Origin of the sequence: Novosphingobium sp. (assembly GCF_036820275.1) — a bacterium.
Taxonomy (GTDB): Bacteria; Pseudomonadota; Alphaproteobacteria; order Sphingomonadales; family Sphingomonadaceae; genus Novosphingobium.
Genome location: NZ_DAISLT010000001.1, coordinates 83,813 through 106,884 on the forward strand (window position 1 = coordinate 83,813; position 23,072 = coordinate 106,884).

The following is a 23,072-nucleotide window of genomic DNA, read 5'->3' on the forward strand; positions in this document are numbered from 1 at the left end:
AGATCAGAACTTGACGCGCGCGCCCATGGTGAAGCGGCGTTCGAAGATATTGTTGTAGGCCTTCTGGTCCTTCCAGGTGAGATAGTACTTCTCGTACTCGCCCGTCAGATTGGAGCCTTGTCCGTAGATCGTGACGTTCGGCGTCACGTCGTAGCTGACCGAGGCATCGACGTAGTTGGTCGGCGCCTGATAGAGTTCCAGCCCCTTGATGCCGCCGAAGTTCGACTGCACCGCGCGCTTCGAGCGGAAGTTCCATGCCACGCGGGCCTGGAAGCGCGAGTCCTGGTAGAATACGGCGGCGTTGGTCTGGATCTTCGAGTTGTCCTGGAAGGGTATCTTGCCCCCCGCCAGGTCCTTGTCGCCGGTGCTGGAGGGCGAGAAGGTGAAGTTCGTGTCGATCCCGAAGTTCGACAGGAAGCCCGGCATGAAGCCAAGATCGGTGAACGAGAGCTTCGCACCGGCCTCGATGCCCTTCAGCGAGCCGCCCGAACCCTGAACCGGCGTGCTGATGGAGACGGTGCGATTGCGCACCACGCCGTCGTTGTCGGGCAGGTCGGAGCGGACTACGTTGCCGCTCTGGATGAAGCTGTCCACTGTGATGTAGAACGCGCCGAGGCTCAGCAGGCTGCCGCGTCCAAGGTAGTATTCCAGCGAGCCTTCCACATTGGTGGCGCGCCAGGGATCGAGGTCCGGGTTACCGTTCTGGCTGCCCCCGGTGACGCGGAAGACCGGGGTTCCGGGAACGCTGGTGTCGATCGCGTAAGTGGGGTTCAGACCACCGCCCCACTGGTTGAGGTCGAGCAGCGTCATCGTCTTGGCGAAGGCGAAGCGGAACTTCAGGTTCTGCGCGAGGTCGAAGGCGACGTTGAACGCGGGCAGGATATCGGTGAAGTCGCGCTTGGTGTTGACCGAGCCGGCCAGTTCATTGGCAAGACCATAGGGCTGCGGGCTGCCGGTCACGTACTGGGTGATGTCCAGTTTGGTATTGATGACCTTGACGCCCGCATTGCCCGAGAAGGGCACGCCGAAGAAATCGCCGTGGAAGTCGGTCTGGACATAGCCGGAGATTTGCTTGACGCCGACGTTGAACGAGGCGCCGGGGTTCATGACCTCGACATTGCCGGGGTAAAACTCGTTCTGGAAGGCGAGCGCGTTGTCCATCGCCTTGGGATCGAGCACGTACATATTGGGCACGCCCGCGACGCCGGGGTTGAACAGCTTCACGCGGCCGCCAAGGGTCGGGTCGTTGGCGAGGCGGGTGAGGCCTGCCGTGTAGTAGCCCGAGGCATCCCCCGCGCTGCACGAGCTGTCGCTCATGGGCACGTCGAAGGCCTTCCACTTGACGAGGCAGCCGTTCGGATCGCTGGCTTGCCCGGCGTAGAGCGGGGCGGCACGGTCGAATTCGTAGTCGTTGATCGAGCGTTCGGAATAGCGGCCGCCGAAGCTCACCGTCAGTTCGGGCGAGAACTCGTAGGAGCCATCTGCACGCACGACCTTGAGGTCGCCCTTGCGGCGGTAATTGCCTTCCGAAGACATCGTCTTGAGTGCGTAGTTACTGATGTCGCCAAGATTGTCGAGCAGCTGCGACGGCAGGGTGAAGACCGGTTTGTTGCCGGTATAGTCGACCACGGCGGGCAGCGAGTTCAGACCGGCGATCGTGTTGACCGTGTAGCCGTTCGGATTGAATACGCGGTCGCCGCCCGGATAGTGGCCGATGCCGCCCGGCTGCCACTGCTGGCCGTCTGACATGCTGAACTGGAGGTAGCTCTGGTCGTAGTACTGGTGGGCCTTGCCGTAGATCCCGCGCAGGGTTCCCTTGAACGGGCCGCCGTTGTCGAACTTCAGTTCGAGATTGTAGTTCTGGGACTGCGACTTGTAGCGATCCGTCTGCGAATAGGAATCGAAGTTGCCGAGATCGTAGTTGTAAATCTGCGTGGTGTTGATGTTGTAGGTGCGCCCGTCGTTGCCGACGTAAGTGGCCCCGGTATCGCGCGATTGGCCGGGTACGAATTCCGCGGCCTGCCAGTTCACGTCCTGCATCTGGAAGCCGGCGGTGCGGGCGTGCTCGTTCTGGCGGGTGAAGAAGGCGTCGCCGGTCAGTGTCAGGGCGTCGCTGATCATCCACTGCGCCGAGCCGTTGATGCCCAGGCGCTGGCGCTGGTTGACCTTGTTCCAGCCGGTGAAGCCCTGCGGCACAATGAAGGCGTCGTTGGAATTGCCGTTGCCGTTGACGTCCACACCGCCCGCGACCGCCGTGCCGCGCGGGCGATTGGCTGGCGAGAAGCCGCCGGTCGAGGTGGCGTCGAGCGTGCCTTCATTGTGCAACGCCGCGCCGTAGCCTTCCTGGATCCCGTTATGCGAGTTCGACAGGCGCACGTCGGAATAGGCGGCCGAGACCATCACCCCGAAGCGGTCGTTATGCCAGGAGAGCAGGCCGTTGAAGTTCGGGTCGAACTTGTGCTTGGTCTTGTCGCCGTACGCGCCCTCCGCCGCGACGGCGACGGTCACGCCGTCCTTCAGGTCGAAAGGACGGCGCGTGCGCAAGTTGACGGTGCCGGTGATGCCCGCGTTGAGCGAATCCGCCGTGGCGGACTTGATGACGTCGGCGCCTGCGAAGAGCTGCGAGGGGATGTCGTTGAAGTTCGGCTGGATCGTCGTGATCGACTGCGCGCCGAGGTAGGCTTCGCCGTTGAGCAGGGTGGTCACCTGCGGCAGGCCGCGAATGTTGATCGTCGAGCCTTCGCCGGCGCTGCGCAGGATCTGCACGCCGGGAATGCGCTGGAGCGAGTCCGAGATAGTGACGTCGGGCAGCTTGCCGATATCCTCGGCCGAAATGGAGTCGACCACCGAGGTCGCGTTGCGCTTGATGTTGACCGCGCGCTCCTGCGAGGCACGAATGCCGGTGACGATAATGTCCTCGGCGCTCGGGGCGGCTGACGGCGCGGCTTCCTGTGCCCAGGCGCCGTGCGACGACCCCAGTGCCAGAACCGAAGTGGCGACCATGAGAACACCACGACGCACGCAACTATGCTGCTTCATTCCCCTCAACTCCTCTCTTCACGCGAAACGCGTGCCTCACTTTGTCGGAGAGGGGATAAACCCGCGGTCATCTTGCCGCTTTTCCTCTCCTGGTCCGAGTATTCTTTGTGACTCGTGTTGCGCTACACATCCGCCCAATGAAGAAGACCGTCAACTTAAATTTTTTCTTTTTTGTTAGTTCGGCGGCCAAAGCGGAGGTAATCGTCCCGGTCATGAAAAGAGAGGATCGCAGCGTCGCTACCCCTGATTCGGCAGAAGTCCGCGCCAAGCGGTTGGCCATTTCGCTTTCCGGCACCAATCTGGCGCGTGCTAGCGACTACAACCAACGCATCGTGCTCCAGGCCATTCGCCTGAGCGGTGAAACGACCCGTATCGAGCTGGCCCGGCAGACCGGCCTGACCGCACCGACGATCGCGAACATCACCTCGCGGCTCGACGAGATGGGGCTGATCGCGCACCTCGGCCGCAAGCACGGAGGGCGGGGGCAACCGGCGCTGCGCTTGGCCGTGAATCCGGACGGCGCCTTCGCGATCGGTCTCAACGTCGACCGCGATCACATCACTCTGGTCGCGCTGGACCTGGCCGGGGAAGTCCGTAGCCGTGTCACCCGCGAGGTCCGCTTCGCGCTGCCTTCCGATGTCGTGGCCATCGTCGGCGAGGAACTGGACGGGCTGCTGGCCGCAGGTGGAGTGGATCGCGCGCGGGTATTGGGGATTGGCCTCGCCCGCCCGGACGACCTTGGCGGGATCGTGCTTCCCAACAAGCCGGAAGGCTACGAAAGCTGGTCCAAGGTCGATTTCGCCAGCCTTCTCAAGGAAATCCTGCCCTGGCCCGTCCACGTCGACAATGACGCGGCGGCTGCTGCACTCGGCGAGGCGCAGGGGGTGAGCGGCCATGAAAGGCCAAGCTTCTTCTACCTGCTCATTAGCGCAGGCCTTGGCGGCGGGCCGGTGATCGATGGGAGCTATTACCGGGGTGCCCGGATGCGCAGCGGCGAGATCGGCCTGATGCCGGACGTCGGCGCGGCCGATCCCGGTGCCGTTGTGCAGGACACGGTTTCGCTTTCGGCAATCGAGGAAAGGCTTGCGCAAGTCGGGCGCAAACTCGATGTGCTGGAGGACCTCCTCGCGCTCGATCCGGTGATGGCGACGACGGTAGATCAATGGATCGCCGATGCCACCCGCGCGTTGACAGTGCCGCTGGTGGCGGCGTCATGCCTGCTCGATCCCGATGCCATCGTCATCGGCGGCCGATTGCCCGCGCCGTTGATCGAGCGTCTGTGCGCCCGGCTGGATGCGGCGCTGGCGGAAGTCTCGATGCCCAATCGCGTTCCGGTCCATCCGGCCCAGATGGCGGCGGAAGCTCCGGCGATCGGCGCAGCGATCCTGCCGTTCCTCGACCAGCTCCTGCCCTCAGATGCGATCCTCATGCAGGCCGGCCGATCGGAGGCAAATTAAAAAAAGAAATTGTCTTATTCGCAAGACCTGCCAGAATGCGCCGACATCTTGAGGCGTCGGGGCAATTCGTGCCCGGTGAAGGCGCAGTCTTACCGGAGAGGGCAATGGCGGGTATCGCGCCGATGCGGCGAGTGGCCGCATGACCATGCGGATTGGAATCGATTTCGGCGGCACAAAGATCGAAGCGGCGGCGCTGGCCGCCGACGGAACTGTGCTGCATCGCCGCCGGACGCCGACGCCGGGCACTTATGACGCGGCTTTGACGACGCTTTGCGAACTCGTTGCCGGGGTGGAAGGCGAACTCGGCCTGCGTGGGACGATCGGGATCGGCACGCCCGGCTCTGCGGCGCGCGGTTCGGGCCTTATGCGCAACGCCAATTCGGCCTATCTCAACGGTCGCCCCTTCCAGCGCGACCTTGAAACCGCACTCGGTCGGCCGATCCGGCTGGCCAACGATGCCAACTGCTTTGCGCTGTCGGAAGCGATCGACGGTGCGGCAGCGGGCAAGGCCGCCGTGTTCGGGCTCATCATCGGCACGGGCTGCGGCGGCGGCATCGTGCTGGACCAGCATGTCGTCGGCGGAGCGCACGGTTTGGCAGGGGAACTCGGTCACATGCCGCTTCCCGATCCCCAGCCGGATGAATTGCCCGCTCCGGCCTGCTGGTGCGGTCTCAGCGGATGTTTCGAATCCTGGGTTTCTGGCACCGGCTTCCGCCGTTCCTTCGCAGCGGCAACCGGCCGCGACCTTGGTGCCCCGGCAATCGTCGCAGCGGCGGCAGAGGGCGACCCGCATGGGCTCGCGGCGCTGGAGCGTTACCGCGACCGACTGGCTCGCGGACTGGCCGTGGTCGCCAACCTTCTCGATCCCGATGCGATCGTGCTAGGCGGCGGCATGTCGAACGTGGAGGCGATCTACGAAGGACTGGCCGAGGCGATACGGGCGCGAACTTTCTCCGGCGCCTGGACCGGCGAAGTCGTGCGCGCCCGCTGGGGCGACAGTTCGGGCGTTCGCGGGGCGGCCCTGCTCTGGGATCTGGAAGAGGTCGTTCCCGCGCTCTGATCAGGGAGCGGAGCGCAGGGCGCAGGTCTTGCGGGACAGGTCTTTCACCTGCCGAATTCCGCTCTCAGAGAACTCCAGCGTGATGCCTTCCTGCCCGAAGCGCGGCCACGGAGCGAGACCGGCGTCTTCCGGTTTTCCGGTACTTGCGAACGCCGCCCAATAAGCGGCGAGCGGGGCAAGTGGCCCCGTTTCGCTGCCCTCCTCGCCGAGGACGTAGCGGATTTCGGAGCCGTGCGTGACCGGCACGCCGTCTGATCCCTCGATGCTGAATTGATAGTGCCATGTCTGGCCGCCGCTGCGTGTCCGCGCCGCTGCGACGTGGAGGGCTGGACAGCGGAAAGTCAGGTCGTTTGCAAGGCGCAGGTCGAGATCGGCGGGCGGCGTACCGCCGGGGGCAAGGCCGTAGGCTTTCAGCGCTTCCGGCGCATTCGCACCGAACCCCTGCGCGATCGCCCGCTCCGGAGAACCGTGAAGACCGAGTTCGTACAGATTGTTGCCGAGTATCAGCGGAATGTCGCTGCCCATGCCGCGCGCGAGCGAGGCTTCCGGCGTTTCCGTCAGCACTTCGCCGTCGACCACGGCCTGAAGCCAGATGAAGCTGTCGTCGTCCAGCGCGGGAACGTCCGCAGCTTCGCTTGCCGCAATGAGTGCCTGCGCCGAAATGGCCCGCAGTTGCCGGGCCGAAGCCTGGGGCGGTGCCCCGGCGGCCACCGCGATCGTCTCGCCCAGCGCCTCGTTCTCCGCGAGCATTCGCGGGGGAAGGCCGAAGCTGGGGGTTCCGCTTTCGGCAATGGCCCGGGCGAATAGTCCCGTGGCGCCGGGCGAGAGCATTTGCAGGCCGACGTCCTGCGCCCCGGCGGACTCTCCGAAGATCGTGACTCTGGTCGGATCGCCGCCGAAACGCGCGATATTGGCGCGGACCCAACGCAGCGCGGCCTGCTGGTCCATCAGGCCATAGTTGCCGGAATGCGCACCGAGCGCCGGATGCGAGAGAAAGCCAAGTGCGGAAAGCCGATATTGCAGGCTGACCAGCACTATCCCACGCTTGACGATCGGGGACGTTATCGTGCCCGCGCCGCTGCCTCCGCGATTGCCGCCGCCGTGTATCCAGACCATGACCGGCAGCGGCTTTTCCGGCTTCAGCGAAGGTGTGGCGACTTCCAGATAGAGGCAGTCTTCGGACTGGTTTGCCGCCGCATCATGGTTCCAGCCATAGTCGATCTGCATGCAGGCGGGGCCGGAACGTGTGGCCTCGCGCACCCCATGCCAAGGCGTTACCGTCTGCGGAGGCCGCCAGCGCAGATCGCCTATGGGCGGTGCGGCGAAGGGAATTCCGCGAAACAGACTGGGCCCGTCGCCTCGTGTTTCCCCCCGGACGGTGCCGCTTTCGGTTTCGATCACCGGAGCGGCGACGCTCCCGCCCGATGCCGTCAGGAGGAGCGCCGCCAGTGCTGCGATCATGGCACGCGGGCGGTCGCGAGCGGCCTCGGCGCGGGCAGGGCGAGCGCCTGCTTGAAGGCGGCTTCGGCCACCTTGTTCATCACTTCGTATCCCGCCGGGGTCGGATGGACGTGATCGGACGTCAGCCCGTCACGCGCGCCAAGGCCGGTGCCTTTCATGGCCGTCCAGTAGTCCGCATAGACCGAGCCGGTCTTTGCGGCATAGCTCTTGAGCCAGGCATTGATGCGCTGGATGCGTGTGCCGGTATCGAGGCCCGGGCGCCAGGGGAACAGGTCGGCGGGCGGGATCGAGGCGATCACCACGCGGATGCCGTGCGCCTGCGCCATCTCGACCATCGAGCGGAAATTGCCCTGGATCTGCTCGTCGGTCATCGGTCCGGTGTTTCCGGCGATGTCATTGGTGCCGGCCATGATCTGCACGACCTGCGGCTTGAGGTCGACCACGTCCTGACGGAAGCGCAGCAGCATCTGAGAGGTCGTCTGACCGCCGATCCCGCGTCCGATCCGGCCGGGCGTGAAGAAGGGGCGATCGAGGTCGTACCAGCCCTGGGTGATGGAATCGCCCATGAGCACGATGCGCGGGCGAGCCGTCCCGGCGGCATCGGCCAGGTTCGCATCGCGGTAGCGCGCGGTCCAGGCCCAGTCCGTCCGCAGGCGCTGCTCCGCCGCATTGGGCGCGTTCGGCGAAGGCACGGCGGGCGGTGTCTGGGCGAAAGCCGGGATGGAAAGAGCGAGGGCGGGAAGAACGAGAGCGGTCGAAAGTTTCAGGCGCAAGGTCATTTTCCTGTGGCGATGGTCCGGGGCACGACGTTCCAGCCGCGCAGCTTGACGGAAGGTGAACTTCCGGCCGCATCCTTCGGCGCGGTGATCGTCACGCTACGCGTCTCGCCGGGGAGAAGCGAGACGTAGTTGTCCGAGAAATAGGCGGGCAGCACCTGCTTCCCCCCGGCGTCGAACAGGGTGAGCTTGGTCTGGATCGCGGCGGTCTTGCCGGGGTTGGTCAGAGTGACCTCGATCCGTGTCTCCTCGCCGTCCTGCGATGCCCGTGCCTGCGCGTCGAGCGGCACTTGCTCCATGGCGCTGAGGGCCTGAAGCGCCTCGTCGCTACCGGCTTGCCAGTAGAAGTTATCCGAAAGCCGGGTTCCCGATGTGTCGAGCGCTTCAAGCCGGACAAGCACCGGTCCGGTAGCCATCAGCGGCGCGAGATCGAGCGTGAAGGCCTCGCCGACCTTGCCGCCGGTGATATCCAGCTTCTTCTCCTGCGCCGTAAGCTGGCGGCCGTCGAGTGCCTGCACCGTCGCGCGCACGGTCACACCCGAGAGCGCGGTCATGCGGTTGTTGACGAGGATGACCTTGTGATCCGGCAGGTTCATCTGGACATGAACCGGCTCGGAGGCCTTCTTCATGCCGTAGAAGGCGCCGTGGGTATCGTAATCCGACGACAGGATCTGCCACGCGGAACTTGGCCATGCGGGCTGGGTCATCCATAGCATGCGGCCGGAATTCTCGGTCCAGAGCCCCGCGTTCATACCCTCGAAGATCGCGCGATAGCTTTCGTATTCGAGCATTTGCGCCTTGCGTTCGAAGTCGGGCAGGCTGGTCGGCTTGCCGAACTCGCGGTCCATGGCATCGGTGAAGCTCTTGACCGCGCCGTTTCCGGTCTGGTGCCAGTCGTGATAGGCCCAGGTGTCGCTGACCGGCCAGCGCTCGCTTGCCGGGATCGCGCGTTCCCAGGATTCCAGCGTCGGAAACGAGGGGGTGCCGACTTCGACGGCGAAGCCCTTCGAGTATTCGGTGAAGTATTTCTCCGGAGCGCGCCAGTTGTAGGGGCCGGAATCGTGCAGGTTGATGCGATTGGACGAGGCCATGTAGAGCCGGGTGCCGTCCTCCTGGCGCAGCATTTGGTCCAGCCCCTCGTTGAGGATCGGCTGCGGCACGCCTTCGTTGCGACCGAACCACAGCACGATCGAGGGATGGTTGCGGAAACGCTGCACCACATCCTTGGCATTGCCGAGGAACAGTTGCGCGTCCTCTGCCTCGATATTGTAGTCCTGCGTGGATTCCCAGAAATCGCTCATGACCATCAGGCCGTATTCGTCGGCGAGGTCGAAGAAGCTGGTCTGTGTGCTCTGGCCAACCCAGTTGCGGATGACGTTGACGTGGGCGTCCTTGTGCAGCTTGAAGAACGGCTCCAGCCGCGCGCGATCGACGCGCTTCATGAAGTCGTCCATGCCGATCGAGCCGCCGCGCGCGGCGATCCGCACGCCGTTGACGCGCAGGACGAGGAAGGGCGACAGGCCTTCGTCCCCCGCGATCGGGGTGACGGCGGACGATTTCGCGGCACCCGGCGCGAAGGAATAGGCCCAGCCGCCGCGCACCTGACGGATCGCCTGATGCCGCTCATCCACGATCTGCTGGCCCAGCGCGCGGGCTTTCTCGAAGTCGATGGTGACGCGGTCGAGGCTGCCGTCCTCATCCACCAGCGACATCTCGTAAGTTACTTGCCGCATGCCGAAGCGCAGGTCCTTCGCGTCCGACTTTGCACCGTCAACCGAGGCGGTCAGATGAAGCTTGTGTAGTGCCGGATCGCCGTAGCCGTTGGGCCACCAGAGTTTCGGATTGCGCACGGCCAGCGCGGCATCGGTCTCGGGCGAGAAGCGCACGGCGGCCGATCGGCCTGCGGGAACGGTGATCGAACGCTCGACCGTCACGTCATCGAAGGCGGCGCGGACGGTCACGGTGCGGGGCTGGTCTGAGAGGTTGCTGACCGGAACCGTGATCTCGACATTGGCCACGGAATTGTCGGGATTGGGTAGGGTGGTGACGACTTGCGGGTCCCCGATCTGCACGTCGCCCGAGGCGACGAGCTGCACGTCCTGCCAGAGACCGGTCTGACGGTCGCGGATCGTGGGGATCCAGTCCCAGCCTTCGGAGGCGCCGAAGGTGGGGCCGTCGAGCATCATCGCACCGCCGTTCTCGCCGACCCCGGCGGTCAGCGATTCCTCATGGGCGAGGCCGGGATGCGGCGGCGGCGAAACGCGGATGGCGACCGCATTGCGGCCCGGTTTCAGATGAGATGAAACGTCGAAACGACCGCGCACGAAGGCGCCCTTGGTCGTGCCCACTTGCGTGCCGTTGACCCAGATCTGAGAACTGTAGTTCACCCCGTTCAGGAGCAGTTCCAGTCGCTTGCCGGATGTTCCTGCGGGCAGGTCGAACTCGGTGCGATACCAGTAATCCTGGTGCGCGAGCTTCTCGGGGATGACGAGATTGTTCAGCCCATGGGCCGGGTCGGGGTAGATGCCGCGATCGACAAGCGTGGTGAGCACGGTGCCGGGGACGGTCGCCGCGTACCACTTGCCACCCGTGAAACCGGCGCGGGAGATGGCGTTGCCCCCGCCTGAAACATCAGGCTCTTCGGCCAGCGTCCATTTCTGCAAGGTCCAGCGTGCATCGCTTTGGGCGGCGAGCGGCGCGACTTGCGGGACCGGTTTGGCCACCGGCTTGTCCGGCGCGGTGGCGCTGCGGGGCAGGGTGGCGGGCGGCTGCGGCGTCGATTGGCCCTGCATCTGCCGAACCTGAAGCGGCCAGCGGGCACTGGTCTCGGTGAACTGGGTGAGCGAAGGATCGGGGGTATTGGCGGCGATCTTGCGCAGTTCCGCCGGGGATTTCGCGCCGCCGTCGATCCGCAGGCCGATCAGGCGCGCCGAAACTTCACCGGAAGGGCGGTTGGACGGTGCGACCAGCAGCTTGCTCGGCGATCCGGCGAGCGGCTGTGCAAGGCTGGCGGCCGGACGGCCGTCGACATAGAGCCGCTGGCCGCCCGCTTCGGCGACGACAGCGTAATGGTGCCAGCCCGTCGGCTTCGACAGAGCGGAGCCGACGGCTTGCCGCTCGCCCGCAGCGATGCCGGGCTTGCCTTTTGCAACGACCAGCGAGAACACCGGCGCATCGGTGCCGTTTGCCAGGGTCACGATCGGCCCCTCGCTTTCTGGTGCGAGCGATGCCCAGAACGACAGCGTCCAGTCCCCGGCAGGCAGGGCAAGATCGCTCGTCCAGGTCGGCGCGGCAGGAATGACCTGGAGATCGAAAGGTCCGGATACTTGCGCCATGCCCGCAGTCGAGCCGAGCGAGGTAGCGGTCAGAACCGTGCCCAAAGCGGTGCCGAGTGCCGTGCGCGCAGAAATCCTCATCCGTTTCTTCATCCCCGTCCCTCCGTTGCCTCTCGGGCCCTTATGCTGCGAAGAAACACGGCTTCCGGTAAAAAGACAAATGTTTTTAGATATTGCCGCGCAGCTTTCTTCCAAGGCGTCGTTGACGCGGGCGGGCAGGTCGGCGATGTGCGGCGAAAATACGGGCACGGATTCAGTGGAATCGGATCATCCATGAGAATCGTCATTATCGACGACAGCGGACTACGCGCGACGGTTCTCGAAGAGGGCCTGCGCGAGGCGGGCTATGACGACATTCACATCGTCCCGCCGCGCGGCGCCTTCGTTGCGCGGCTTGAGCGCATGGCGCCCGATGTCGTGCTGATGGACCTCGGCAGCCCCAGCCGCGACACCCTGGAGGAAATGCTTACCGTCAGCCGCGCGTTGGCGCGTCCCATCGCGATGTTCGTGGATCAGTCCGACGAGGCGATGATCGGCGCGGCCATCGATGCGGGGGTTTCGGCCTATGTCGTCGACGGGCTGCGCAAGGAGCGGGTGAAGCCGGTACTCGAACTGGCGGTGCGGCGTTTCAATGCCTTCGCGCGGATACAGGCGGAACTGGACGAGGCCCGCAATGCCTTGTCCGATCGCAAGGTGATCGACCGGGCCAAGTCGATCCTGATGGCGCAGCGCAGCCTTTCGGAGCAGGAGGCCTATGCCCTGCTCCGTTCGAGTGCGATGAACCAGGGCAAGAAGATCGTGGACGTGGCGCAGGCGCTGATCACCGCCAGCGACCTTCTGGGAGGGGGATTATGACGACGAACTTGCGCATCGCCTTCCTGCCGCTCAACGACGTGGCGGTCCTTGCTGCCGCCCGCGAGCGCGGATTTGCCGAAGAGGAGGGGCTGGCGCTCGATCTGCTGCGCACGACCAGTTGGGCAACCTTGCGCGACCGGCTCGTTTATGGGCAGGTGCAGGCCGCGCATATGCTGGCGCCGCTCGCCGTCGCGGTGACGCTGGGTCTCAGCCAGCAGCCTGCCGCTCTGGCGGCGCCCTACAAGCTCGGCGTCAACGGCAATATGCTGGTCATGGCGAAGGAGTTTGCCGCGGCTCTCGATCCCGATCCGGCAAGCCGCATCGCTGATCCGCTGGGCACCGCGCACGATTTTGCCGCTGCCATCGGTCTGTGGCGGCGCAAGCCGGTGATCGGCGTGGTCCATCGGTTCTCCAGCCATGCGCTGATGGTGCGCTACTGGCTGGCGAGCGCAGGTGTCGATCCCGACCGCGACGTGGTGCTGCGCGTGTTGCCGCCGTCGCTGACGGTGGAGGCGCTCCATGCGGGCGAGATCGACGGTTTCATCGCCGGAGAGCCCTGGGGCAGTGCTGCGGTGGAGGCAGGTCTGGCCGAAACCGTGGCCGTGGGCGAGCGCATCTGGCAGCGCGGCGTGGAGAAAGTGCTGGCCTTCCGCGAGAACTGGCTGGAGGAGAACGCCGAGACGGTCGACCGGCTGCTCCGAGCTCTGGCGCGGGCCGCGAACTGGTGCGACGCTCCGGAGAACCATGAGGCTCTGGCGCACTTGCTCGCCGATCCGCGCTATCTCGACCAACCCGCCGATCTTATCCGACGCGGACTGACCGGGCAGATCGTGGCCCGTGCTGGCGAAGCGCCGATTTCCAATCCCGATTTCATGTTGTTCTCGCGCGAGGCGACGCCGTTCCCCTGGCGCAGTCAGGCACTGTGGATCTACTCGCAGCTCGCGCGCTGGGGTATGGCCGAGCACTCGCCGGAAAATGCGGCCAAGGCGGGCAGGGTCTTCAGGCCCGACGTATTCCGCCGCGCTCTGGCCGGCAGCGACATGCCGATGCCAGGGGCCAGCATGAAACTCGAAGGCGCGGTTGCCTCGCCGCTTGCGGTGGGATCTCGCAAGGGCGACCTGACGCTTGGCCCGGACCGGTTCTTCGACGGCCGGATCTTCGATCCCGAGCGGATCGATGATTATCTGACGGGGTTTGTGCAAGTGCGCTGAAGTCGGCGCGAATTTTGTGCCTTGCAACAAAACGCGAATCGCATGATGATGCAGGCCACACGCGACGCCGCGTGACCATATCCGGATGTGCTGCTCCAAGGGCGGGGCGCCATCCTCACCGAAATTCGCAGCAAAGCCGCTGACCGGGCTCACCATGGGGTGACGTCCGGCCTGCGGCTTTTTTCGTGTCCGTTACATGAGGGACCTACGATGGCAACCGCTTACTGGGAACGCGATGAAGAGGCCGAAATGGCCGGTGCTTCGGCAGAAACGACCGACTTGACGACCGGCCCGACGACCAGCTTCTGGAAGGCCGGTCATGCGCCGACCCTGATCGCCGCCTTTCTCTATTTCGACCTTGCCTTCATGGTCTGGGTCCTGCTCGGCCCGCTGGCACCGGAGATCTCGAAAACGCTGGGGCTGACTTCGGCCGAAAAGGGCCTGATGGTGGCGACGCCCACGCTTGCGGGCGCCTTGCTGCGGGTCGTCAACGGCCTGTTGGTGGACCGCATCGGACCCAAGCGCTCGGGCGCGATCAGCCAGATCATCGTCATCGCCGGATTGTTCCTTGCCTGGTTCATGGGCGTGAACAGCTTTGCGGGCACTCTGGCGCTCGGCGTGGTGCTCGGCTTTGCGGGTGCGAGCTTCGCCATCGCCCTGCCGCTCGCCAGTCGCTGGTATCCGCCCGAACATCAGGGCAAGGCCATGGGGCTCGCCGGGATGGGCAATTCCGGCACTGTACTGGCCTCGCTCTTCGCGCCGCTGCTGGCCAAGATGTTCGGCTGGAACACCGTGCTCGGGCTGGCCTGCATTCCGCTCTCGCTGGTTTTCGTGGTCTATATGCTGATGGCGAAGGACGCTCCGAACCAGCCTGCAGCGCGCAAGCTGGTCGACTATTTCGAGCCGCTCAAGCAGGCCGACGCCTGGTGGCTGATGGCCTTCTATGCCGTGACCTTCGGCGGTTTCGTAGGCCTTGCCGCGTCGCTGCCGATCTATTTCACCGACCAGTTCGGCCTGACCCCGATCGTAGCGGGTTATTGCACGGCGGGCTGCGTTTTTGCCGGGTCGCTGGTGCGGCCGATGGGCGGCGCGCTGGCCGACCGGATCGGCGGAGTGAAAGCCCTGATGGTGGTCTATCTTGTCGCGGCGGTGGCGCTGGCCGGTGTCGCAAATGCCGCCAGTCTGCCGGCGGCGCTCGGTCTGTTCGTACTGGCGATGCTGGCTCTCGGCACCGGCAACGGCGCGGTGTTCCAGCTCGTGCCCCAGCGCTTCCAGGCGGAGATCGGCGTGATGACCGGGCTGGTCGGCATGGCAGGCGGCATCGGCGGGTTCTATCTCGCGAGTTCGCTCGGCCTTGCCAAGCAGTTCACCGGCAGCTTCGCCCCCGGTTTCCTGATCTTCGCGGGCCTGGCGGTGATGGCGCTCGCCTCGCTGGCGATGGTCAAGACTCGGTGGCGCGCGACCTGGAAGACCGCAGCCCGCATATAATGGGAGAGTGCGGCGGTCGGTCCTCTCGGATCGGCCGCCGCTCTTTATGTGCCTTTCCCAGGAGATTTCACCAAACATGCGATACTTGCTTGGCACGGCGGCTGCGTTGGCCGTCGCGGGACCGGCTTGCGCCCAGGATTTCGAGATACGGCCGTTGGCGGAAGTGCGCCTGCGTAACGAACATGTCGATCAGGACGGCCTGCCGCGCGAAGCCGATGCCGTCACTGCGCGCGTCCGGACGGGCGTCGAGATTGCTTCCGGCCACTGGAGCGCCACGGTTCAGGGACAGGGCACGCTCGCACTGGTCGATCATTACGACGACGGCCTGCACGGCCCTGCCGATCGCCCGCAGATTTCGGATCCGCAGAACATCGGTCTCTACGTGGCACAGCTTCAGTACCGGACCAAGGGCGCATTGCTGACGGCGGGGCGCCAGAAGATCACGCTCGACGACGAGCGCTTCGTCGGCAATGCGCCGATCCGTGACAATGCGCAGACTTATGACGCCGTGCGCGCGCAGCTTTCGCCGATCCGGGGGCTGAAGCTCGATGTCTCCTATGCCTGGAGCGTCCGCACCATCTGGGGTATCGACGGTCGCGGCGCCCGCCAGCAGGCCGTGGGCGGGGACAATGTCTTCGCCAACTTGTCCTATGCCACGCCGATCGGGACGCTGACCGGGTTCGCCTATCTGGTCGATCAGGACGAAGCCGCGGTGCAGGGCTACCGGTTGTCGAGCCGCACTTACGGCGCGCGGCTGAGCGGCAGCCATGCCTTCTCTCCGTCGGTCAAGCTCGACTATCTGGCGAGCTACGCACGGCAGTGGGATCATCATCGCAACCCGAACGACTATCATGCCGACTACTGGCTGGGTGACGCCACTCTGGATGTCAGGGGCTGGAAGCTCAACGCCGGGTACGAGGTACTGGGCGCGAGTGACGGCACACCCTTCACCAGTTTCCAGACGCCGCTGGGCAGTAATTTCAAATTCCAGGGCTGGACCGACAAGTTCCTGACGACCCCTGCGAACGGAATCCGCGATCTCTATTTCGGCGGCGGTTACGGGCTGAAGCAGGTGGGGCCGCTTTCGGGCGTTTCGCTCCAGGCGGTATGGCACCGTCTCGACAGCGACAGGCTCGACCAGCATTACGGCAACGAGGTCGATCTTCTCGCATCCGCGAAGCTGCGCAAGACGCTCGTCTCGCTCCGTTATGCCCATTACGATGCGCGTAACTTCGCGACGGATACGGATAAGTACTGGATTCAGTTCGACTGGACCTATTGAGCAGGACCATCACGGAATCGCTTGAGCCCTCGGGCGATTCCGCTTATGGTGCAGTGCAAAGGACGACGTTGTCCTTCCAAACCATAGCCGATGCGGTCCACTGACGGGCCGCAGAAGCGCGAATGATGGCAAGGCCGCCATCCAGACTTTCGGTTTCGAACCGAGGGTCCGGATGGCGGCCTTTTTCTTTTTCTCCCTTCGTTTTTCTGGAGTCACGGGGATGGAGTTTCAGGACGGGATCGAACCCTCTGCGGATTACGAGGATACGCTGATCGTGCCTTCGCAGGACTTGCGCGAACATCTGGTGGTCGTCGGCAACGGCATGGCGGGATGCCGCGCGGTGGAGGAACTGCTGGCGCGTGATGCCGGGCGCTACCGCGTCACCATCTTCGGCGCCGAGCCGCATGTGAACTACAATCGGATCATGCTTTCCCCGGTGCTGGCGGGAGAGAAGACCTTCGACCAGATCGTCATCAATACGCGCGAATGGTATGATGAAAACGGGATCGAACTGGTCACTTCAGATCCGGTGATTTCCATCGACCGGGCGGGCCGAACCGTAACGACGCAGTCGGGCCGCAAGGTCCGCTACGACCGCCTGCTGATCGCGACCGGCTCCGACCCCTTCATCATTCCGGTCCCCGGAAAGGACCTGCCCGGCGTCATCTCGTTCCGCGACATGAAGGACGTGGACCTCATGCTCGATGCGGCCGGGAAGGGCGGCGATGCGGTGGTGATCGGCGGGGGGCTGCTCGGTCTCGAAGCGGCGCATGGCCTCAGCCTGCGCGGCATGAAAGTCACGGTGATCCACCTGATGCCGACGCTGATGGAGCGCCAACTCGACGAGGCGGCGGGCTGGCTGCTCAAGACCGCCCTCGAAGCGCGCGGCCAGACGATCCTGACCGGAGCCGACACCGCCGAAATCTTTGGCGCGGGCAAAGTCGAGGGCGTGCGCCTGAAGGACGGGCGCGAGATTGCAGCCAGCCTCGTCGTCATGGCGGTCGGCATCCGGCCTTCCACGGCACTGGCGCGCGACGCCGGGCTGGAGGTGGGCCGCGGGATCAAGGTGGACGACCACATGGTGACGAGCGATCCTGCCGTCCTCGCGGTCGGCGAATGCGTCGAGCATGACGGAAACGTCTACGGCCTCGTCGCGCCGCTCTGGGACATGTGCCGCAGTCTCGCCGACGGCCTGACCGACCGGCACAGCGGCTATCGCGGTTCGGTGACCTCCACCAAGCTCAAGGTTGCAGGCCTCGACGTGTTTTCGGCGGGCGACTTCTCGGGCGGGGAGGGCTGCGAGGATATCGTCCTGCGCGATGCCTCGCGCGGGGTCTACAAGCGCGTCGTGGTCAAGGACGACAAGGTCGTCGGCGCGGTGCTTTACGGCGATACGGCGGACGGCAACTGGTACTTCGATCTGCTGAAAAAGGGCGAGGATGTCTCGGAAATCCGCGACTACCTGATCCTCGGGCAGGCTTTTGCCTCGGGCGGCACCAACGATCCGCTGGCGGCCGTGGCGGCCCTGCCCGACGATGCCGAAGTCTGCGGTTGCAACGGCGTGTCCAAGGGACAGGTGGTCGCTTCGATCACGGGCGGCGCGTGTAGCCTCGATGCCGTGCGCGCGACCTGCAAGGCTTCGGCAAGCTGCGGTTCCTGCACCGGCCTCGTCGAGAGCCTGCTGGCGCTGACCTTGGGCGAGGAGGTCAAGTCCGGCCCGAAGACGATGTGCAAGTGCACCAGCTTCACCCACGACGACGTGCGGCGCGAGATCGTGGCGCAGGGGATGAAGTCGATCCCAGAAGTCATGCAGAAGCTGCACTGGTCCACGCCAGACGGCTGTTCTTCGTGCCGTCCCGCGCTCAACTACTATCTGCTTTGCGCACTGCCGGGCGAATACGAGGACGACCAGCAGAGCCGCTTCGTCAATGAGCGCATGCACGCCAATATCCAGAAGGACGGCACATATTCGGTCGTCCCGCGCATGTGGGGTGGGCTCACCAATCCCCGCGAACTGCGCGCCATTGCCGATGTCGTGGAGAAATACGACGCGCCGATGGTCAAGGTGACGGGCGGGCAGCGGCTGGACATCTTCGGGATCAAGAAGGAAGACCTGCCCGCCGTCTGGGCCGATCTTAATGCGGCCGGAATGGTTTCGGGCCACGCCTACGGCAAGTCGCTGCGCACGGTGAAGACTTGCGTGGGGTCCGAATGGTGCCGCTTCGGCACCCAGGATTCCACCGGCCTCGGCGTGAAGGCCGAGCGGATGACCTGGGGTTCATGGATGCCGCACAAGTTCAAGATCGCCGTCTCCGGCTGCCCGCGCAATTGCGCCGAAGCCACGATCAAGGACTTCGGGATCGTCTGCGTGGACTCCGGCTACGAACTCCATGTCGGCGGCAACGGCGGCATCCACGTCCGCGCCACCGACTTCCTTTGCAAGGTCGCCACCGAGCAGGAAGCGCTCGATTACTGCGCCGCCTTCACCCAGCTCTACCGTGAGGAAGCCCGCTATCTGGAGCGCACCGCGCCGTGGATCGAGCGTGTCGGCGTGGAATATGTGAAGCAGCGGATTGTCGAGGACGACACCGGCCGCGAGGCCCTGCGCGCCCGCTTCCTCTATTCGCAGAGCTTCAGCCAGGAAGACCCCTGGGCCGAGCGCGCAGCGGGCCACAAGGCCGAACTGCACCAGCACCTCGAACCTCTGGCGATTGCAGCGGAGTGAATGACATGAACGACTGGATCGATATCGGCACTCTCTCCGACATTCCCCTGCGCGGTGCCCGCACCGTGCAGTTGGAAGGCGAGAAGGAAATTGCGGTCTTCCGCACCGGCGACGACCGCGTTTTCGCGCTCGTCAACGAATGCCCGCACAAGAAGGGGCCGCTCAGCCAGGGCATCGTCCATGGGCATTCGGTTACCTGCCCGCTGCACAACTGGAACATCGCGCTCGCAAGCGGCGAGGCGCAGGGCGAGGACAAGGGCTGTACCCCGACCATCGCGGTAAAGCAGGACGGCGAACGCATCCTGATCGCCCACCCGCAGAGCTTGCAGGTGGCCGCTTGACGCCCCTCGACCGTGTTGGGCCCAACCCCATCCAGGCAGGCGAGGTCTGGCTGGTCGGGGCGGGGCCGGGCGATCCGGACTTGCTCACCCGCAAGGCCGAGCGCCTGATCGCGGCGGCGGACGTGGTGTTCTACGATGCGCTCGTCGGCTCCGGCGTACTCGACCTGATCCCGCCGGGAACCGAGCAGGTGAGCGTCGGTAAGCGTTCGGGTCGTCACAGCAAGGCGCAAGGCTCGATCAACGATCTGCTGTTGGAGGCGGCCAAGGCGGGCAAGCGGGTGGTGCGCTTGAAAGGCGGAGACCCTTCGATCTTCGGGCGGTCGGCGGAAGAGATGGACCATCTCGCGGCGGCAGGCATTGCACTGCGGATCTGTCCCGGCATCACCACCGCCAGCGCGGCGGCTGCGAGCGGGCTGGCCTCGCTTACCTTGCGCGGCGTGGCGAGGGGCGTCACCTTCGTGACCGCGCATCTCAAGGCGGGAGAGCCGCTGAAACTCGACTGGGACGTGCTGGCCCGACCCGGCGGAACCCTTGGCGTCTACATGGGCCGGGCGGCAGCGGGTGAGATCAGCCGCTCGCTGATCGCCGCCGGGCGCGATCCCGACACGCCGGTGATGATCGCCGTCAACGTCTCACTGCCCAGCGAGCGGTTGATCCGGGGGAAGCTGTCGGCCCTGGCCTTCCTCGTCGCCACGATCAGCGACGACGATCCCACTCTGCTGCTGATCGGAGAAGCGGTGGAGGCGCGGTACGACCTCACATCGGTAACGGAAGAAATGGTCGGCGCGATCGCGTGACGGCGCCGACCGTCCTTATGCTCAATCGAGATAGAGCGCCCGCAGCTTCGCGATCTGCGGCTTGTCCAGTCCCAGTTCGTCCTTGAGATAACCCATGGCCCCGCCGCGATGGGAGTCGAGCGCCTTGAATGCCGCTTCGATATACGCACGGTCTGCCTTCATGAAGGCAGCCTGCACAGCAGGCGGCAGCGACATGAAGGCCTTGCCGGTCGCATCGCTCGGGCCGGTCTTCGCCTTGGCGAGTGCGGCGGGAAGGTACTGGTTGGTGAGCAGGTAGTCCTGGATCACCGTTTCGCGCGGCACGCCCAGTGCGGTGAGCAGGAGGGCTGACGAAACGCCTGTCCGATCCTTGCCCGCCGAGCAATTGAACGCCAGCGGTGCATTGCCCTCCAGAAGCTGTCCGAACATGCGCTTGAACTGCGGTGCGAAAGTCTTGAGCATCATCGGATAGGTCTTCGCCATGATGGCCGAGGCAGTTTCCGGCGTGATCTTGCCCATGTCCTTCGGCATGAGGCCGACTGCCATGCCGTCATAGTCGTCGGCGAAGATCGTCGGGCCGGTTCCTGCGGCCCAGGGCATCGGCTCGGCCTTGCGCTCATTGCGGTCGCGGTAGTCGCAGATCGTCCGGATGCCGAGCTTGTTGAGATAGCCGAGATCCTGCGCCGTCAGGTCCACCATCGACCCCGAGCGGAACAGCATGCCCCATTTCACCGTGTGGCCGTCGGCAGTACGATAGCCGCCGAGGTCGCGGAAGTTGCGGCCGCCTTCCAGCGGCAGCAGTCGCTGGTGCGCGGCGTGGCGGGCAGGCGCGGAGACTTGTGCCAGCGAGCCGGTCGCGGGCTGAACGAGAAGGCCGAGCGCGAGAAGGGCGCCGGCGGGAATACGCCAGTTCATGGTCTTTTCCTTTGTCGGAGGCTTAGTACTTGACCGTCGCGGACAGGCCGAAGGTGCGCGGATCGTTGAAGATGCCGTAGTATCCCAGCGAAGAGCCGCCATTGGCCTTCACGAACGTATAGGCCTCGTTGAACAGGTTGCGCCCCCAGACCGAGAGTTCGAGGTCGGGGCCGCTCGCCATGCGGATGTCGGCGAGGGCGACGCGGCCGTTGACGATGAAGGACTTGCCCGTGCTCGTTCCGTCGCTGGCCAGCGAATATTGGCCGGTGGCGTAGTTGCCGTCGAGGTGGAAGCGCAGCGTGGCGTCGGCGACCGGGAGTTCGTAGTCGATAGCTCCGCTGGCGGCGTGCTTGGGCGTATAGACGGTGTAGACCTGGACCAGCTTGTCCCCGTCGAACGGGTTCGCTGCGGGCGGCAGGTGGACGTCGGTATAGGCGTAGGAGCCGGTAAGCGTCAGGCCCTGGATCGGCGTGACAGTCAGGTCGGCCTCGATGCCCTTGATACGGCCCTTGCCGGTGGCGTTGCGCGTCTCGATCGTCGTGCGCGTGGTGTTGAGCACCGGCGCGTTGAAGTCGATCTGCATGTCCTTATAGGCCGAGGTATAGGCCGCGATATTGAAGCGGGCATGGCGGTCGAAGAACTCGGTCTTGGCGCCGATTTCGAAGGTCGAGACCGATTCCGGGTCGAAGCTGTGATATTCCTTGGACCGGCTGTTGGCGCCGCCGGCCTTGTAGCCGGTGCTCCACTTCCCATAGACGTGGACGTCCTGGGTCACATCCGCCGCAAGGTTCACCATCGGATCGAAGCGGTTCCACGAGGCGTCCAGCGTGTAGTCGGTGTCGACGCCGTTCACCTTTTCGAGCGCGCCGGTCTTCTTGTCATGCGTGAAACGGCCGCCGGCGGTCAGATGGACGATGTCGTTCAGCATGGCCGGGGTCCAGGTCGCCTGACCGAAGACGCCGATGCTTTCGGTAACGGCGTGGCTGGCGCGATCGGGGAACGGGATCGAGGATGTGGGGGTGTCGAGAATGGTATAGTCGGTGCCGTCCGCGTTCCACTTGTTGGTGTAAGGCGTCCAGGCGTTATCGCGCACCTTTTCGTGGTAATAGAAACCGCCGGCCACGAAGTTTACTTCCTTCAGCGTGCCGATGAGCTGAATTTCCTGGCTGTACTGCTTCTGCCACACGTCGGCGAGGCTGAAGCGGCTGAAATTGGTGTTGTCGCTATAGCCCTTGATGAAGACGCCGAGGTTGGCCGAACCGTTATCGTTCTGGGTCTGGGTCAGCTGGCGGTAGGAACTGATCGACTTGATCTCCAGTTCGGGCGAGACCGTCCAGTCCAGCGTCAGCAGGTGGCCGCTGGTCTTGCCGAGTGCCCAGGGCTGCGGCGCGCCGATGTTGGCGACCTTGGCGCGGTCGGGCTGCATCTGGAGCAGCGGGCCGGTGGTCCTGGTCAGAAGCTGGAGGTAGTACGGCGTGGTCTCGTCGCGCGAGATGTCGAACGAATAGAGCGCATTGAAATTGCTGCTCGGCTCCCAGAGCACGGCGGCATGCGCGCCTTTCTTGTTGTAGGCGTTGAAGTCATGCTCGCCAGCCAGCGGGTTGTCCACGGTACCGCCACGGGTGGTGATGAGGCCGTCCAGCTTGACGGAAATATTGGCGAAGCTGGGCAGGTCGAGGTGAAGCCCGGCCTCGCGGGAATCGTAGTTGCCGACGCCCACGGTTGCGCGGGCGCCGAATTCGCCGCTGGGTTTCTTGGTGACGATGCTGATCGCGCCGCCTTCGGTATTGCGTCCGAAGAGCGTGCCCTGCGGTCCCTTGAGCACTTCGATGCGTTCGACATCGTAAAGCGCCGAGCCGAGACCTTGTGCGCGGCCCATGAACACGCCGTCGATATAGACGCCGACGCCCTGGTCGCGGGCGGGCTGGTTGGCGTCGCCCAGAGTGCCGATGCCGCGCATGCCGACGGTCAGGGCCGAACTGCGCGAGAACATCGGGGCGATGCGGAGCGAGGGGATGGAGCCGTCCGCCAGCGATTCCAGCGAGACGACATGGCGGTTCTGGAGGTCCTGGGCGTTCACTACCGCGATCGAGATCGGGGTCGTCTGAAGGCTGGTTTCCCGCTTCTGGGCGCTCACGACGATGTCGCTCAGGCCGGGGCCGGCTTCCGCGGCAGCACTGTCGGCGGCGGCTACCTCGGCTTCGACTGAAGCTTCGGCGGCATGGGCGGTGCCGCCCGAGAGAAGCGCGCCGAATGCACTTCCAGCCAAGGCGATAGAACGAAACGATGGCGCGTTGTGGACAGACATGAAACGACCCTCATAGTGATTGCGAGGCGTCCGCTAGAACGTC

General features: G+C 64.9%; 15 protein-coding genes. 9 read left to right on the forward strand and 6 right to left on the reverse strand.

Features of this window, described 5'->3' with window-relative positions:
• Positions 1–3 precede the first annotated feature (3 nt).
• Positions 4–3,039, reverse strand: a complete 3,036-nt coding sequence (locus V7066_RS00320; protein WP_334181255.1) for a TonB-dependent receptor — start codon at positions 3,037–3,039, stop codon at positions 4–6.
• A gap of 212 nt (positions 3,040–3,251) precedes the next feature.
• Between V7066_RS00320 and V7066_RS00325 the strand changes: the two genes are divergently transcribed.
• Complete coding sequence (locus tag V7066_RS00325) at positions 3,252–4,496, forward strand: ROK family transcriptional regulator (RefSeq protein WP_334181256.1); 1,245 nt, start codon at positions 3,252–3,254, stop codon at positions 4,494–4,496.
• Between the two features lie 139 nt (positions 4,497–4,635).
• Positions 4,636–5,556, forward strand: coding sequence for an ROK family protein (locus V7066_RS00330; RefSeq protein WP_334181257.1), 921 nt, complete (start codon positions 4,636–4,638; stop codon positions 5,554–5,556).
• Here the strand turns inward: V7066_RS00330 and V7066_RS00335 are convergent, their stop codons facing one another.
• From V7066_RS00335 to V7066_RS00345, 3 genes are read right to left on the reverse strand one after another with little or no spacing between them, the layout of a single operon-like run.
• A complete protein-coding gene (locus V7066_RS00335) occupies positions 5,557–7,017 on the reverse strand; it encodes a carboxylesterase/lipase family protein (protein WP_334181258.1) in 1,461 nt (486 codons plus the stop codon).
• Positions 7,014–7,790, reverse strand: coding sequence for a GDSL-type esterase/lipase family protein (locus V7066_RS00340; protein WP_442947284.1), 777 nt, complete (start codon positions 7,788–7,790; stop codon positions 7,014–7,016). Before V7066_RS00340 ends, V7066_RS00335 begins: the two co-directional genes overlap by 4 nt.
• Positions 7,791–7,792: 2 nt before the next feature.
• Entirely contained in the window at positions 7,793–11,221 is a 3,429-nt protein-coding gene (locus tag V7066_RS00345; protein ID WP_334181260.1) for a glycosyl hydrolase 2 galactose-binding domain-containing protein, read from the reverse strand.
• A 180-nt stretch (positions 11,222–11,401) separates the two neighbouring features.
• Between V7066_RS00345 and V7066_RS00350 the strand changes: the two genes are divergently transcribed.
• From V7066_RS00350 to cobA, 7 genes are all read left to right on the forward strand, one after another.
• Positions 11,402–11,983: an ANTAR domain-containing response regulator gene (locus V7066_RS00350; protein ID WP_334181261.1), complete on the forward strand. Its 582-nt coding sequence runs from the start codon at positions 11,402–11,404 to the stop codon at positions 11,981–11,983.
• The gene (locus tag V7066_RS00355) at positions 11,980–13,194 is read left to right on the forward strand and encodes a CmpA/NrtA family ABC transporter substrate-binding protein (RefSeq protein ID WP_334181262.1); all 1,215 of its coding nucleotides are present in this window, start codon (positions 11,980–11,982) and stop codon (positions 13,192–13,194) included. Before V7066_RS00350 ends, V7066_RS00355 begins: the two co-directional genes overlap by 4 nt.
• A gap of 210 nt (positions 13,195–13,404) precedes the next feature.
• Complete coding sequence (locus tag V7066_RS00360; protein ID WP_334181263.1) at positions 13,405–14,682, forward strand: nitrate/nitrite transporter; 1,278 nt, start codon at positions 13,405–13,407, stop codon at positions 14,680–14,682.
• A gap of 76 nt (positions 14,683–14,758) precedes the next feature.
• On the forward strand, positions 14,759–15,964 hold the full coding sequence (locus V7066_RS00365) for a hypothetical protein (RefSeq protein ID WP_334181264.1): 1,206 nt from the start codon (positions 14,759–14,761) through the stop codon (positions 15,962–15,964).
• Between the two features lie 220 nt (positions 15,965–16,184).
• Positions 16,185–18,689 carry a nitrite reductase large subunit NirB gene (gene nirB, locus V7066_RS00370; protein WP_334181265.1) on the forward strand — a complete coding sequence of 835 codons (2,505 nt, stop codon included), beginning with the start codon at positions 16,185–16,187 and terminating at the stop codon, positions 18,687–18,689.
• Positions 18,690–18,694: 5 nt separating this feature from the next.
• A complete protein-coding gene (gene nirD, locus V7066_RS00375) occupies positions 18,695–19,030 on the forward strand; it encodes a nitrite reductase small subunit NirD (RefSeq protein ID WP_334181266.1) in 336 nt (111 codons plus the stop codon).
• Positions 19,027–19,827, forward strand: coding sequence for a uroporphyrinogen-III C-methyltransferase (cobA, locus tag V7066_RS00380; protein ID WP_334181267.1), 801 nt, complete (start codon positions 19,027–19,029; stop codon positions 19,825–19,827). The genes nirD and cobA overlap by 4 nt, the downstream gene beginning before the upstream one ends.
• A gap of 21 nt (positions 19,828–19,848) precedes the next feature.
• Here the strand turns inward: cobA and V7066_RS00385 are convergent, their stop codons facing one another.
• The gene (locus V7066_RS00385) at positions 19,849–20,721 is read right to left on the reverse strand and encodes a tyrosine-protein phosphatase (RefSeq protein ID WP_334181268.1); all 873 of its coding nucleotides are present in this window, start codon (positions 20,719–20,721) and stop codon (positions 19,849–19,851) included.
• 22 nt (positions 20,722–20,743) lie between these two features.
• A complete protein-coding gene (locus tag V7066_RS00390) occupies positions 20,744–23,029 on the reverse strand; it encodes a TonB-dependent receptor (protein ID WP_334181269.1) in 2,286 nt (761 codons plus the stop codon).
• Positions 23,030–23,072 lie beyond the last annotated feature (43 nt).